Annotated in this window: 7 protein-coding genes; 2 read left to right on the top strand and 5 right to left on the bottom strand. The window is 75.0% G+C overall.

The genetic code is table 11. From position 1 onward, the window contains the following. The 5 genes from AB0B58_RS39990 to AB0B58_RS39970 all read right to left on the bottom strand — a co-directional run bounded on the left by AB0B58_RS39990 (position 1) and on the right by AB0B58_RS39970 (position 6,761). Positions 1-792 (bottom strand): carbon-nitrogen hydrolase family protein, encoded by a 792-nt coding sequence (locus tag AB0B58_RS39990; protein WP_360235777.1) that lies wholly within the window; start codon positions 790-792, stop codon positions 1-3. Further along, on the bottom strand, positions 789-2,222 hold the full coding sequence (locus tag AB0B58_RS39985) for a class I adenylate-forming enzyme family protein (RefSeq protein ID WP_360235774.1): 1,434 nt from the start codon (positions 2,220-2,222) through the stop codon (positions 789-791). Before AB0B58_RS39985 ends, AB0B58_RS39990 begins: the two co-directional genes overlap by 4 nt. Positions 2,223-2,320: 98 nt before the next feature. Continuing rightward, complete coding sequence (locus AB0B58_RS39980; protein ID WP_360235771.1) at positions 2,321-2,947, bottom strand: thioesterase domain-containing protein; 627 nt, start codon at positions 2,945-2,947, stop codon at positions 2,321-2,323. A 260-nt stretch (positions 2,948-3,207) separates the two neighbouring features. Continuing rightward, positions 3,208-5,982 (bottom strand): LuxR family transcriptional regulator, encoded by a 2,775-nt coding sequence (locus AB0B58_RS39975; protein WP_360235768.1) that lies wholly within the window; start codon positions 5,980-5,982, stop codon positions 3,208-3,210. Positions 5,983-6,011: 29 nt separating this feature from the next. After that, positions 6,012-6,761, bottom strand: a complete 750-nt coding sequence (locus AB0B58_RS39970; protein ID WP_360235765.1) for an alpha/beta fold hydrolase — start codon at positions 6,759-6,761, stop codon at positions 6,012-6,014. 327 nt (positions 6,762-7,088) lie between these two features. On the opposite strand from AB0B58_RS39970, the gene AB0B58_RS39965 reads away from it, so the two are divergent. Further along, positions 7,089-7,988: an ACP S-malonyltransferase gene (locus AB0B58_RS39965; protein WP_360235762.1), complete on the top strand. Its 900-nt coding sequence runs from the start codon at positions 7,089-7,091 to the stop codon at positions 7,986-7,988. 119 nt (positions 7,989-8,107) lie between these two features. Then, positions 8,108-14,220: SDR family NAD(P)-dependent oxidoreductase (locus AB0B58_RS39960; protein ID WP_360235759.1), on the top strand; the 6,113-nt coding region annotated here is incomplete at its 3' end.

The following is a 14,220-nucleotide window of genomic DNA, read 5'->3' as shown; positions in this document are numbered from 1 at the left end:
TCAGTGCGCGGTGACCGGGCCGTACAGCTCGGGGCGGCGGTCCGGCAGGTAGGTGGTGGTGGCCCGGGCGGCGGCGATCACCGCCGGATCCACGTCGGCGAACAGCAGCCGTTCCCCCGGCTCGTCGACCGTGGTGAGGCCGCCGTCGGGCGCGGCGACCGTGGTCAGCCCGCAGAACCGGATGCCCTCGTTGACGCCGATCCAGTTGGTGTACGCCACGTACAGCTGGCTCTCGAAGGCCCGGGCGGGTACCAGGGTGCGCGCCACGAACTCCCAGGGCGTCATCAGCGCGGTCGGCACCACAAGCAGGTCGGTGCCGGCCAGGGCGTGTGCGCGTACCGCCTCGGGGAACTCCACGTCGTAGCAGATGAGCAGCCCCACCTTGAGAGCGCCGAGGCGGGCCTGCACCACCCCGTCGCCGCCGGGGGTGAAGTGCGGCTCGGCGGGCCGGTACAGGTGTGTCTTGCGGTAGGCCGCGAGACCGGAGCCGTTGCGGTCGACCAGCCGGACCGAGTTGTGCAGCGCGGCGCCGGCGGTCTCTGGCCAGCCGTGCACGATCGCGATGTCCGCCGCGCGCGCGATGCCCTCGACCGCGCGGCACGCCGTACCGTCGGCCGGGCCGGCGGCCGCGGCCATGCTGTCGCGGCCCAGCGGGTAGCCGCCGACGGACATCTCCGGGGTGATCAGCAGCTCGGCGCCGCCCGCGGCGGCGCTCGCGGCGGCCTGCCGCAGCCGGTCCAGCATCCGCGGCACGCCGGGCTCGCAGGCGGCCTGCCAGCACGCGATCCTCATCGCCCGGCCGCCGCCGGTACGGCCTCCGCCTCGGCGGCCAGCTTCCGCAACTGGAGCTTGTCCACCTTGCCGTTGCGGTTGAGCGGGAACCGCTCGAGCACCGCGACCCGGTTCGGCCGCTCGTACGCCGGCAGCAGCCCGTGCAGCGCGTCGCGCCAGTGCTGTGCGTCGTTGCCGGCCTCGTCCTCCACGAAGAACGTCAGCGTCACGCCGGCGCGCTGATCGGGCAGCGCCACCACCCGCACCCGGTGCCCGGCGTCGGCGACCCGCCGCTCGATCAGGTCGGGATAGAGCGTGTACCCCATCCGGTGCACGGCGTGCTTTCGCCCCAGCACCGACAGGTTCCCGTCGGCGTCCAGCCGCCCCAGGTCGCCGGTCCGCGCCCAGCCGCCCGGGGCCGGCAGCAGGGCCCCGTCGTCGGCGAGGTGCCCGGTCAGGCCGTCCGGGGTGTCGACCTCGATCTCCCCGGCCTCACCGGCCGGCAGCGGACGGCCCAGGTCGTCGACGACGCGCACGCCGATGCCGGGCATCGCCCGCCCGCACTCGACCGGGTTGTCGATCGTGGCGAAGGCGACGTTGCCGAGCTCGGTGCTGCCGTAGCTGTCCAGCAGCGGCCGGCCGAACTCGGCGACGTAGCCGCCCACGAGGGACGCGTCGAGCGGGGCGGCGCCGACGCAGAACATCCGCGCGCCGTCGAGGCCCGCGCGCAGCGCGGCCCGGCGGGTGGCCAGGTTCAGCATGCTGCGGTAGCTGGCCGGGGTGGCGTCGATGACGGTGACGCCGGCGTCGCCGGCCATCCGCAGGGCCTGGTCCAGCCGCCGGTACGGCGCGATGACCAGCGAGCAGCGCACCTGCCAGGCGATCAGCACCATGGACAGGCCGTACTGGTGCGCGAAGGGCAGCAGCGGCAGCAGCACGTCGTCGCCGACGTGGCCGACCTGGGCGGCGTTGCGCTCCAGGTTGCGCAGGAACGCCCCGCCGGACTTCACCACGCACTTCGGGGTGCCGGTGGAGCCCGAGGTTCGCATGATCAGCCCGTCCGGCAGCGCGGCCCAGTCGTCGAAGTCGAGGCGGCCGTCGGCGCCCGCCAGGCCGGCCGCGTCGACCAGCAGCTCGTAGAGGCGTACCGGGGCGAGGTCCTCGGCGACCGGCGCGTCGTCGTCGACAAGCAGCAGCTTCGCGCCGCTCTGCGCGGCGACGGCCCGGGTGTCGGCGACGTGCTCCTGCTGGTCGGCGAGGACGACCGAGGCGCCGACGTGCAGCAGCGCGAAGAGCGTCTTGAGGTAGGCGGCCGAGTTGTCGGCCTTCAGGATGACCCGGGTGCCGAGCGCGACGCCCCGCTCGCGCAGCACCTCGGCCACGCGCAGCGCGTCGCCCTCGAACTCGGTCAGGGTCTGCACGCTGTCGGCGGCGAAAACGGTGGGTTCCATGCGGCGCACGACTCCTCCTCGTACCCGGCCGCCCGGCGCAGCGGGTTCGAGAATGACGCTAGGGAGTGCGTGAACCGCGCAGCACCCTTGCCGCGCCCCTATCGGCCCTGCTCTTGCCCGGGTGCCCCGGCTACGGGTGCGGCCAGCAACTCGTCGTGGATCAGGTTCGCCAGGGCGCGCTGATCGCCGTGCAGGTACCGCTGCGCGTCGGCGACGCGCTCGACGTCGACCGTGCCGGTGGTGCAGGCCGCCCAGCCGGCGGCGGCGGTGGCGGCGGCCGCGTCCCGGTCGCTCAGCACGGCGACGACGCGCTCGCTGAGCATCGGTTCGCCGGCGGTGCGGGGCGGGCCGGCGCGGTCGACGGCGAACAGCACGGAGATGTGCGCGCCGGCCTCGGCCGCCAGCCGGCCGGCCACCCGGTACGCCAGGTAGGCGCCGGCCCGGTGCCCGAGCACCGCCAGGGGACGGTCGGTCCACTGCGACAGCGCGGCGCAGCACCTGTCCACCAGGTCCTCGGTGTCCGGGATGCGCCGCTGCGGCCCGGTGGACACCCCGGGGTAGCGGATCGCCAGCACCTCGACGGTGGGCAGCAGCAGATCCGCCAGCGCCAGGTACGACGCGGTGGTCTCCAGGGTGTGCGGGAAGCAGACCAGCCGGAAACTGGAGCGCCGCCCGGACGGCATCGCCAGCAGGATCTCCACATCGTCCGGGGACGCTTCGGGCACGTTGGTTCCTTCCGGTCGCCCGGCGGCGGTCTGCCGCCGGGCGACGCTTTCCGCTTGGGGTTCGATGACGCTAACCCGGGAGGTGCGCCGGCGGCCTCCGTCCGGCGTAGGAGGTCCGGGTGGAGATATTATTTCCGATATGCCGCCGCCGGCCCTACTCGTAAGCATCTGTTCTGGGGTCCGATAGGGGGTTCCGGACACGACGAGGGCGCCGTCACCGGATCTTCTCCGGCGACGGCGCCCTCGAAACAAATCGCGGGTCAGCCCACGTCGAGCCGCGCCCCGGCCGGCTCGCCGCCGCTGCCGGCCAGGCTCAGCGGCAGATCGCGCCGCCGCTTCACGTTGAGCTTGCGGTACACCCGCGTGAGGTGCTGCTCAACGGTGCTGATCGTGATGAACAGCTTCGCGGAGATCTCCCGGTTGGTGTGCCCGTGCGCCGCCAGGACGGCCACCCGCATCTCGGCCTCGGTGAGCCCCTCCGCCTCCGCCGGATCGCCGGCCGCCGCCTCCAGCTCGGCCTCGGCGTGCTGGGGCATCAGCAGGTCGCACAGCGGTTCGGCGCCGCAGGCCTTGGCGACGTACCAGGCCTTGCCGATCAGCGTCCGGCCACGGTGGAAGTTGCCCAACTCGCGGTACGCCCGGCCCAGCTCGCCCAGCGCCGTGGCGAGCTGAACCCGGTCGCCGTCGCGTTCGAGGATCTCCACCGCCTCGCCGAGCGCCTGCAGCCGGCTGTGCGGGTCGCCGGTACGCCCGAGCACCCCGAGCACCGCCGCCCGCAGCCCGTCCTGGCCGGGCCGGACCCGGCGCAGCTGGCGGCCGCCGAGGCTGGACCCGCGGTCGGCGTCGCCGAGCGCCAGCCAGGCCTCCGCCGCGTCCAGGCGCCAGGCTGCCAGCCCCGAGGAGTCGATGCCCCACCGCTCCTGGAACTCGCCGCAGGCCATGAAGTCGCCGAGCGCGGCGTGGCTGCGCCCGGTGGCGAGCCGCCACCGGCCGCGGGCCCGCAGGTAGCGCACCCCGGGCAGCGTCTGCAGCAGCTCCCGCGCCGGCAGCGCCAGCAGGCCGAGCGCGTCGTCCGGGCGCCCGACGCCGGTGTACGCCTCGATAAGCGTCCCCACCGGGAAGGCCAGCCCGGCTCCCCAGTTCTGCACCGGCAGCCGGCCCAGCGCGGTGCGGGCCTGCTGCACCGCCTGGGTGAGCTCGCCGCGGCGCAGCAGGATCTCGGCGCGGGTCGCGGTCAGCATCGCCTGCCAGGCGGGCGCGTGCCGGGCCGTGCACTCGCCGACCAGCCGGTCGCACCAGGCGGCGGCCAGGTCCAGCCGGCCGGCGTAGATCAGCGCACACAGGGCGAACATCAGCGGCTGCACGGTTGCGTCGTTCAGGTGGTACCGCTGCAGCACCAGCACGGCCTCGGCGGAGGAGCCCGTGGCCAGCGCCGTGGAGACCGCGTGCGCGGCGTGCAGGTACGCGTCGTCCGGGGTGCCCGCGGCGCCGTCCGCGGTCAGCGGGCCGTCCGGCAGCAGGCGCAGCTCCTCGAGGCGCGGCCGCATTGGCGGGCTGAACATGGCGAGCCACCGGGCGGCGGCGGCCAGCGCACCGACCGGTACGGTTCCGGCGCCGACCAGTTCGCACACCAGCCCGGCCGCCGTGTCCATCCGGCCGAGCCAGGCCAGGTAGCCGATGGTGAGCACGACGTCCGGGCCCTCGAGGCGGCCGGCGCGGGCGTCGTCGGCCAGGGCGTCCAGATGCTCCGCGACAGCGGCCGGGGCGCTGCGCCAGATCAGCCCCGCCAGCCGGATCCGGATGGCGGCCCGCTCGGACGGGTCTCCGGAGGAGCGCAGGGCCAGCTCCAGGCAGTCGCGGGCCAGCCGCGGATCGCCGCCGGCGAGGGCGTGCCCGGCCGCGTCGCGCAGCGTCGGTGTCATCCACCCGGCCGGTTCCGCGTCGGCGCCGATCAGGTGCCGGGCCACGTCGACCGGGGCGCCGGTGGCGCCGTGCAGCAGGTCGGCGGCGCGGCGGTGCAGGGCGGCGAGTTCTGCGGGCGGCACGGCGTCGAGGACGGCGTCGCGGGCGGCGGCGTCCCGGTAGGCCCACTTGTCGACCAGGCCGGACAGCCGCAGCGCGGTCAACTCGTCCAGTACCGAGCGCGGGTGCAGGCCGAGCAGGTCGGCGAGGGTCTGCGCCCGCCCGGACGGGCCGAGCACGGCGAGTCCCCGGGCCACCGCCACGGTCTGTGGGCCGTGCCGGTGCAGGCAGCCGAGTACCGCCTGGCTGTAGCCGTCGGAGCGGACCAGCCGGATCTCGGGTGTCCCGGGTTCCCGGGTGCTGTCCTCGACCAGCGCGCGGACCAGCAGCGGGTTTCCGCCCGTGCTGGCGTACAGCTCGGGGGCCAGTCGCTGTGCCGCGTCGGGTGCGAGGTGCTCGGCGAGCAACCCCTCGGTGCCCGACGGCGTCAGCAGGCCCAGGCGCAGCTGCCGGAAGTGCGGCTGGTGGGCCAGCTCGGCGTGCAGCGGCAGGCGGTCGCGCGCGGGCCGGACCCGTTCGGAGAGCACGAGCAGCAGGGGCGCGTGCCGGGTACGGCGGCTCAGCTGCAGCAGCACCCCGGCGGACTCGTCGTCGGCGTGGTCGACGTCGTCGACGGTGATCACCACCGGGCGGGCGGCGGTGAGCCGCAGCAGCGCCGCGGCCAGCTCCGCCGCCGCGCGGATCGCGCAGTCCCCGGACTCCCGGCCGTGCTGGCGCTCCAGCGCCCTGCGGCAGTCGTCCAACTCGGCCGAGGCCTCGCTCGCGCTGTCCAGCAGGCGGTTCATCAGTCCGAACGGGAGCTCCCGTTCGGCCGGTGCGCAGGAGGTCTCCAGCAGCATCGCCCCGATGGCGGCGGCCTGGTCGGCGACCGCGGTGAGCATTGCGGTCTTGCCGCTGGCCACCGCGCCGGTGACCAGCATCGTGTGGCCCCGGCCGTGCAGGGAGTCGCGTAGCAGCGCGTGCAGGCGGTGCTGGTGTTCCTCCCGGTCGGCCAGCTTGGCAGGTGTGAACATTCGTGTCCGTCCGGCTCAGGGGTTGGCGGTCAGCCCAGCAGGTGGCGCGCGACGAGCCGGGCGACGGCGGCGCGGTGCCCGGTGAGGAAGAAGTGCCCGCCGGTGTACGTGTGCACCGCGCACCCGGCGGTGGTGTGCCGCGCCCAGGCCGCCGCCTCGTCGGCCGAGGTGCGGATGTCGTCGCTGCCGGTCAGCACGGTGATCGGCGCCGCGGTGACGGCACCCGGCTCCGGGCGGTACGTCTCGATGGCCGTGTAGTCGCCGCGCAGCGCGGGCAGCGCCATCCGCATGATCTCGTCGTCGGCGAGGATCGCCGAGTCGGTGCCGCTGAGCAGCCTGATTTCGGCGAGCAGGCCGTCGTCGTCGCGCCGGTGCACGCTCTCGGGCCGGGTGGTGCAGGGCGCCCGCCGCCCGGAGACGAACAGCCGCGTCACCGTGTGGCCGTGCTCGCGCTCGAGCAGCCGGGCCGCCTCGAACGCCACCGTCGCGCCCATGCTGTGTCCGAAGAGGGCGGTGGGCCGGTCGAGGAACGGCAGGATCGCCGTCACCGCCTCGGCGGCGAGGTCGCTGATGTCGGTCAGGCAGGGCTCGGCGCGGCGGTCCTGGCGCCCGGGGTACTGCACGGCGAGTACGTCGACGCGGGGTGACAGCTCGCGCGAGAGCGGCAGGTAGGCCGACGCTGAGCCGCCCGCGTGTGCCAGGCAGACCAGCCGGGCCGGTGCCTGCGGCGCCGGATGGAATTGACGTACGACTGTATTTTTCGCTGTATTGATTGTCATCGTGACTCAGCCCCCGGACCACCGAATAATTGACATGCAGCACCGTGGATGTTAGGGAGCGGGGATGATCAGGGGGAACCCCTATGTTGTAAGCCCAGAAAAACGCGAAACTATTTTCAGTGTAAGTGTAGTTAACGGATGGCGCGCTGAGCTGCTGCTTTACCCGTTCGCTGACGTGAATCGGGCACCGGGCCGGGACGGTCGTCAACCCGACGGTAGGGGCGGCTAGGGGCTGAATGGTGGTGCCGGAGTCGCCTAGGGTCGGTCATTCCTGCGTACGTGAAATGGGGACCGATGCCCGAGAGAACCGCCATTGTATTTCCCGGAATGGGGCCGTCGAGCTTCGCCGCCGTCGGCCGGTTCATGGTACTCGACCCGCATGCGCGCAGCCGCCTGGAGCAGGCCAGCGACGTCCTCGGGTACGACCTGTTGCAGCGGTTCTACGACGCCGAGGAGGACTACTCCGTCTACACCCAGCTGGCCTTCGTGGTGAACTCGCTGGCCCTCGCCGACCGGGCCGAGCAGAGCCTGGGCGAACGCCCGGAGATCTGCGCCGGGCCCAGCTTCGGGCAGAAGGCGGCGGCCGCGTACGTCGGGGCGCTGAGCTTCCCGGACGTGATCCGGATGACGGCCCAGCTCGCCGAGCTGGAGCTGGACTACTTCCGCACCGAGTACACCGACGTGGTCACCCACACCGTCACCCGGGTGCCCGGGGACGCGCTGGCCGAGTACCTCGCCACGCTCACCGACCGCGGTGAGTTCCACGACCTCTCCGGGCGGCTCGACGACGGCATGCTCATGCTCTCCGTCCGGGAGGGACTGCTGGACGAGCTGAAGGCCGCGGTCGGCGCCATGGGCGGGTACTCGATGTACACCATGCGCCCGCCGGTGCACGCGAGGGCGTTCGGCCGGCTGCGCCTGCGCGCCGAGCTCGAGGTGCTGGACCGCTACGACGTGCGGGCACCGCGGCAGACCCTGCTCTCCGACACCGACGGCAGCGTCGTGCGCACCGCCGAGGACATGCGCGCCATGCTGCTGGACACCTTCGACCGGCCGGTCCAGTGGCCGGCCGTCGTCGACGGCCTGCTCGGGCTCGGCGTCAACCGGCTCGTCTTCGCCGGCCCGGACAACCTGTTCCGGCGGCTCGGCGTCACCACCCGCGCCTTCGAGGTCATCGCACTGGACCCCAAGGGCGTCGCCCGCGAGCTGTTCGTGCCCGCGAGCTGACCGGCCACCCGCCCCCTCAGATCAGGGGGCGCTAGGGGTGGGGCGGGCCGAAATGCCTGCCTAGCCTCGTGATCGACCGCTGTCCGAGACCTTTTCGCCTGAGCTGCGGGGTAGACAACATGACGCGCGAATTCGGCAACTTCCGTGCGAACGCCGACGACTCCCGGCGCCGGCTGCTCCGGTTCGTCCGCGCCCAGGCCGTCGCGGCCCTCGGCGACGCGGTCGAGGACATCGGACCGGACCAGTCCTTCATGGACCTCGGGCTCGCGTCGCTGGCGGCGGTGGACCTGCACCGCCGGCTCGTCGAGGCGACCGGGCTGGCGCTGCCGGTGACCCTCGCCTACGACCATCCGACACCACGGGCCGTCACCGACCGGATCGCCGCCGAACTCGGCGCGCCGCCGGTGCAATCCGGCGAACCGGCGCCGGCGGCCCCCGCCGCGGACGAACCGATCGCCGTCGTCGGCATCGGCTGCCGCTATCCCGGCGGCGTGGACTCGCCGGACCGGCTCTGGGAGCTGCTGGCGGCGGGCGGCGACGCGATCACCGAATTCCCGGCGAACCGCGGCTGGGACGTCGCGGCTCTCTACGATCCCGATCCGGAGCACCCCGGTACGACGTACACCCGGCACGGCGGTTTCCTGCACGACGCCGACGAGTTCGACGCGGCGTTCTTCGGCATCAACCCGCGCGAGGCGCTGGCCACCGACCCGCAGCAGCGCCTGCTGCTGGAGACGAGCTGGGCCGCGCTGGAACACGCGGCCATCGACCCGCACAGCCTGCGCGGCACCCGGACCGGCGTGTTCATCGGCGCCGAGACCCAGGAGTACGGCCCCCGCCTCGCCGACGCGACCGACGGTCTCGAGGGCTACCTGCTCACCGGCAACGCGGCCAGCGTGGTCTCCGGACGGCTGGCGTACACCTTCGGCCTGGAGGGGCCGACCGTCACGGTCGACACCGCCTGCTCCGGCTCGCTTGTCGCGATGCACCTGGCCACCAGCGCGCTGCGCCGCGGCGAGTGCGACACGGCCCTGGCCGGCGGCGTCGCGGTGATGGCCAGCCCGGCCGGCTTCCTCGCCTTCTCCCGCCAGCGGGGCCTGGCCCCCGACGGGCGGTGCAAGCCGTACGCCGCGGCGGCCGACGGCACCGCCTGGTCCGAGGGCGTCGGCGTGCTCGTGCTGGAGCGGCTCAGCGACGCCGAGCGGCACGGCCACCGGGTGCTCGCCGTGATCCGCGGCACCGCGATCAACTCCGACGGCGCGTCCAACGGGCTCACCGCGCCGAACGGCCCCGCCCAGGTCCGGGTCATCCGGGCCGCGCTGGCGGACGCCGGCCTCGCGCCGGCCGACGTGGACGCGGTCGAGGGGCACGGCACCGGGACCCGGCTCGGTGACCCGATCGAGGCGCAGGCGCTGCTCGCCACGTACGGCGGCGAACGGTCCGAGCCGGCCTGGCTCGGCTCGCTCAAGTCGAACCTCGGGCACACCCAGGCGGCGGCCGGCGTCGGCGGCGTGATCAAGATGGTGCTGGCGCTGGCCAACGAGACCCTGCCCGCCACCCTGCACGTCGACGAGCCGACCCCGCACGTCGACTGGTCCGCCGGCGCGGTGCGGCTGCTCACCGCCGCCCGGCCCTGGCCGGCCGGCGACCGCCCGCGCCGGGCCGCGGTGTCCTCGTTCGGCATGAGCGGCACCAACGCCCACCTGATCCTGCAGGAGGCGCCGCACACCGACCCGGTACCCTCGCGGCCGCTCACCGGCCCCCTGCTCTTCCCGCTGTCCGGCACCGGCGAGCCGGCCCTGCGCGCACAGGCCGCCCGGCTCGCCGGCAACCTGCCCGAGGCCGCGCCCGGCGACCTCGCCGCCGCCCTGGCCACCACCCGGGCACACCTCGGTCACCGCGCCGCCGTCATCGCCGACGGCACCGGCGACCTGCGGCGCGCGCTCGGCGAACTCGCCGCCGACGGCACCGCGGCCGGCACGGTGACCGGCGTCCGGTCCGAGGACCCGGTCGCCTTCCTCTTCACCGGCCAGGGCGCACAGCGCGCCGGGATGGGACGCGAACTGCACGGGGCGTACCCGGTCTTCGCGGCCGCGTTCGACGCCGCCTGCGCCGCGCTCGACCTGCACCTCGGCGGCTCGGTACGGGACGTCGTGTTCGACGGCGGCGACCTGCTCGACCAGACGGTGTGGACACAGGCCGGCCTGTTCGCCGTCGAGGTCGCGCTCTTCCGGCTCCTCGAGTCGTGGGGCGTGCGGCCCGACTTCCTGGCCGGGCACTCCGTCGGCGAGATCGTCGCCGCGCACGTCGCCGGGGTGCTGTCGCTGACCGACGCGGCCGCCCTGGTCGCCCTGCGCGGCCGCCTGATGCAGGCGCTTCCCGCCGGCGGCGCGATGGCCGCCCTGGAGGCCTCCGAGGACGAGGTGCGGCCCCTGCTGTCCGCCACCGTGGACATCGCCGCGGTGAACGGTCCCACGGCGGTCGTGGTCTCCGGGGCGGCCGCCGCGGTGGACGAGCTCGTGTCGCTGTGGAAGGCGCGCCGGCGGCGGGCCCGGCGGCTCTCCGTCAGCCACGCGTTCCACTCGTCCCGGATGGAGCCGATGCTGTCGGAGTTCCGCTGGGTGGCGCGGGTGCTGGACTACTCCGCGCCGAGGATCCCGATCGTGTCGAACCTGACCGGCAGGGAGGTCACGGCCGAGGAGATCTGCTCGCCCGACTACTGGGTGCGCCACGTCCGGGAGGCGGTGCGGTTCGCCGACTCGGTGACCTACCTGACCGGGCAGGGCGTGCGGACCTTCGTCGAGCTGGGACCGGACGCCGTGCTGAGCGGGATGGGCCAGCAGTGCGTCGACCCGGACGACGGCGCGGTGTTCGTGCCGGTGCTGCGGTCCGGCCGCCCGGAGGTGACCACCGCGCTGACCGCGCTGGGCACCGCCTATGTGCGCGGCGCCGACCCGGACTGGGACCGGGTGCTGCCCGGCGCCTCGGCCGCCGGGGTGCCGCTGCCGACGTACGCGTTCCAGCGCCGCCGGTTCTGGCTCGACGGCGCCGCCGCCGGCACCGACCCGGCCGGGCTCGGCCTGGCCGCGACCGGGCACCCGCTGCTCGCCGCCGTGGTGGCGCTGCCGGACTCCGACGGCGTCGTGCTCACCGGCCGCGTCTCCGCGGCCGCCCAGCCGTGGCTGTCCGACCACGCCGTGCTCGGTCAGGTGCTGCTGCCCGGCACCGCCTTCGTCGAACTGGCCGTCCGCGCCGGCGACGAGGTCGGCTGCGGCGCGGTCACCGAGCTGACCCTGCAGGCACCCCTGATGATCACCGGCCGGGACGGCGCGGCGGTGCGGGTGGTGGTCGGCGGCGCCGACGAACACGGGCGGCGCCCGGTCGAGATCTACTCCTCGGCGGGCGACGTCTGGACCTGCCACGCGGCGGGCACGCTCGCGCCCGACGCCGCCGGCGGCAGCGAGCCGTCGCCGTGGTCCGTGGACGGCGCCGAGCCGATCGACCTGTCCGGCTTCTATCCCACGCTTGCCGAGTCCGGATACGGGTACGGGCGCGCGTTCCAGGGACTGCGGGCGGCGTGGCGGCGCGGCGCGGAGGTCCTGGCGGAGGTCGCGCTGCCCGACGGCGTCGCCGCCGACGGGTACGGCCTGCACCCGGCGCTGCTCGACGCCGCGCTGCACACCACCAGCCTGCTCGCCGGCCACGACGGCGTGCGCGTGCCGTTCTCCTTCGGCGGCGTCTCGCTGCGGGCGTCCGGCGCCGCCCGGGCCCTCGTACGGATGGCGCCCGCCGGCACCGACACGGTGACGCTGACCCTTTTCGACGGCTCCGGCGCCGTACTGGCAGTCGTCGACGCCCTGACGTCGCGGCCGGTCTCGGCCGATCAGCTCGCCGCCCCGGCCGGAGTGCTGCACGAGTCGCTGTACCACCTGGAGGAGGTGCGGCTGGCCGGCGTCGCCCCGGCGGCCGTCGGCGACGGGTGGCGGATCCTCGAGCTCGAGCACGCCGGGCACACCGCCGACGACGTGCACCGGGCGGTCCGCGACGCGCTCGACCGGCTACAGCGGTGGCTGGCCGACGACGGGAACGCCGGCAGCCGGCTGGCCCTGGTGAACCGCGGCGCCACCGACGACCTGGCCGGCCCCGCCGTGCGCGGGCTGCTCCGGTCGGCGCAGGCCGAGCACCCGGACCGGCTCCTGCTGGTCGACCTTGACGACACCACGACGGTGTCGGCAGGGGTCGCCCTCGCGATCGGCACCGGCGAGCCGGAGGTGGCGGTCCGCGACGGCGTCGCGTACGCGCGCCGCCTCGCCCGGATCCCCGCGGACCCGGCGCCGGGCAATCCGCGCCTCGACGCCACCGGCACCGTCCTGATCACCGGCGGCACCGGCGGCCTCGGCGCCCTGGTGGCCCGCCACCTCGTCACCGAGCACGGGGTACGGCACCTGCTGCTGGCCGGGCGCCGCGGCGCGGCGGCCGACGGTGCCACGGAGCTCGCCGCCGAGCTGGCCGGGCTCGGCGCCGCCGTCGAGATCGCCGCCTGCGACGCCGCGGACCGCGAGGCGCTGCGCCGCACCCTCGCCGCGGTGCCGGCCGAGCACCCGCTGACCGCCGTCGTGCACGCCGCGGGCGTGCTGGACGACGGCGTGCTGGAGGCGCTGACCGGCGAACGGGTCGACGCCGTGCTGCGGCCCAAGGTGGACGCCGCGCTGCACCTGCACGAGCTGACCCGCGAGCTGCCGCTCGCCGCGTTCGTGCTGTTCTCCTCCGACGCCGGGTTGTTCGGCGGTCCCGGGCAGGCCAACTACGCCGCCGCGAACGCCTTCCTCGACGGCCTGGCCCGGCACCGGCACGCCGACGGCCTGCCCGCCGTCGCGCTGACGTGGGGGCTGTGGGACCACCGCAGCGGCATGACCGCGCACCTCACCGACTCCGACCGCCGCCGCATCGCCGGCACCGGCGCGCTGCCGCTGAGCACCGCCCTGGGCCTCGAACTGTTCGACCTCGCGCTCGCCACCGGCCGGCCGGTCGTCGCGCCCGTCCCGCTGGACCTGGCGGCGGTGCGCGCGACGGGTCGGGTGCCGGCGGTGCTGCGCGGGCTGGTCCGCCCGGCTGCCCGCCGGGCCGCCGCCGACGGATCGGCCGGACCAGGGTCGCTGGCCGGCCGCCTCGCCGCGCTCGACGAGGACGCCCGCGCGCCGTACCTGAGGGACCTGGTCCGGCGCACGGTGGCGCTGGTTCTGGGGCACTCCGAGGCCGCCGCCATCGGTGCCGACCAGGCGTTCCGGGTGATCGGCTTCGACTCGCTGAGCGCGGTGGAGCTGCGCAACCGGCTCACTGAGGTCACCGGGCTGCGGCTGCCCGCCACCCTCACCTTCGATCACCCGACCCCGGCGGCCGTCGCCCGCGAGCTGCTCGCCAAGCTCACCGGGCGGCTGGAGGCGGTGCCGGCGACGGCCGCGCCGTCCGGCGTCGCGGACGACGACCCGGTCGTCATCGTCGGCATGAGCTGCCGTTACCCGGGCGACGTCCGGTCACCCGAGGACCTGTGGCGGATGGTCGCGGCCGCGGGCGAGGGCATCACCGAGTTCCCCGTCGACCGTGGCTGGGACATCGAACGGCTCTACGACACCGACCCGGACCGGCCCGGTACGAGCTACGTGCGCGAGGGCGGGTTCCTGCACGACGCCGCGTTGTTCGACCCGGCGTTCTTCGGGATCAGCCCGCGGGAGGCGCTGGCGATGGACCCGCAGCAGCGGCTGCTGCTGGAGACGTCGTGGGAGGCGTTCGAGGGGGCCGGCATCGACCCCGCCACGGTCCGGGGCAGCCAGACCGGCGTGTTCGTCGGCGTCATGTACGGCGACTACGCCTCCCGCATCCGCGACCTGCCGGCCGAGGTGGCCGACTTCGTCGGCAACGGGAACTCGTACAGCGTGGCCTCCGGCCGGGTGTCGTACACCTTCGGGCTGGAGGGGCCGGCGGTCACCGTCGACACCGCCTGCTCGTCGTCGCTGGTGACGCTGCACCTGGCCGCGCAGTCGCTGCGCCGCGGCGAGTGCTCGATGGCGCTGGCCGGCGGTGTCACCGTCATGGCCACCCCGGACACCTTCGTCGACTTCTCCCGCCAGCGCGGCCTCGCCGCCGACGGGCGGTGCAAGTCGTTCGCCGCGGCCGCCGACGGCACCGCGTGGGGCGAGGGCGTCGGGATGCTGGTGCTGGAGCGCCGGTCGGA

The organism is Actinoplanes sp. NPDC049118, assembly GCF_040648555.1.
In the GTDB taxonomy this organism is placed as follows: Bacteria; Actinomycetota; Actinomycetes; order Mycobacteriales; family Micromonosporaceae; genus Actinoplanes.
Note: the sequence above shows the minus strand (reverse complement) of the source record. Positions and strands in the feature narration are given on the sequence as shown.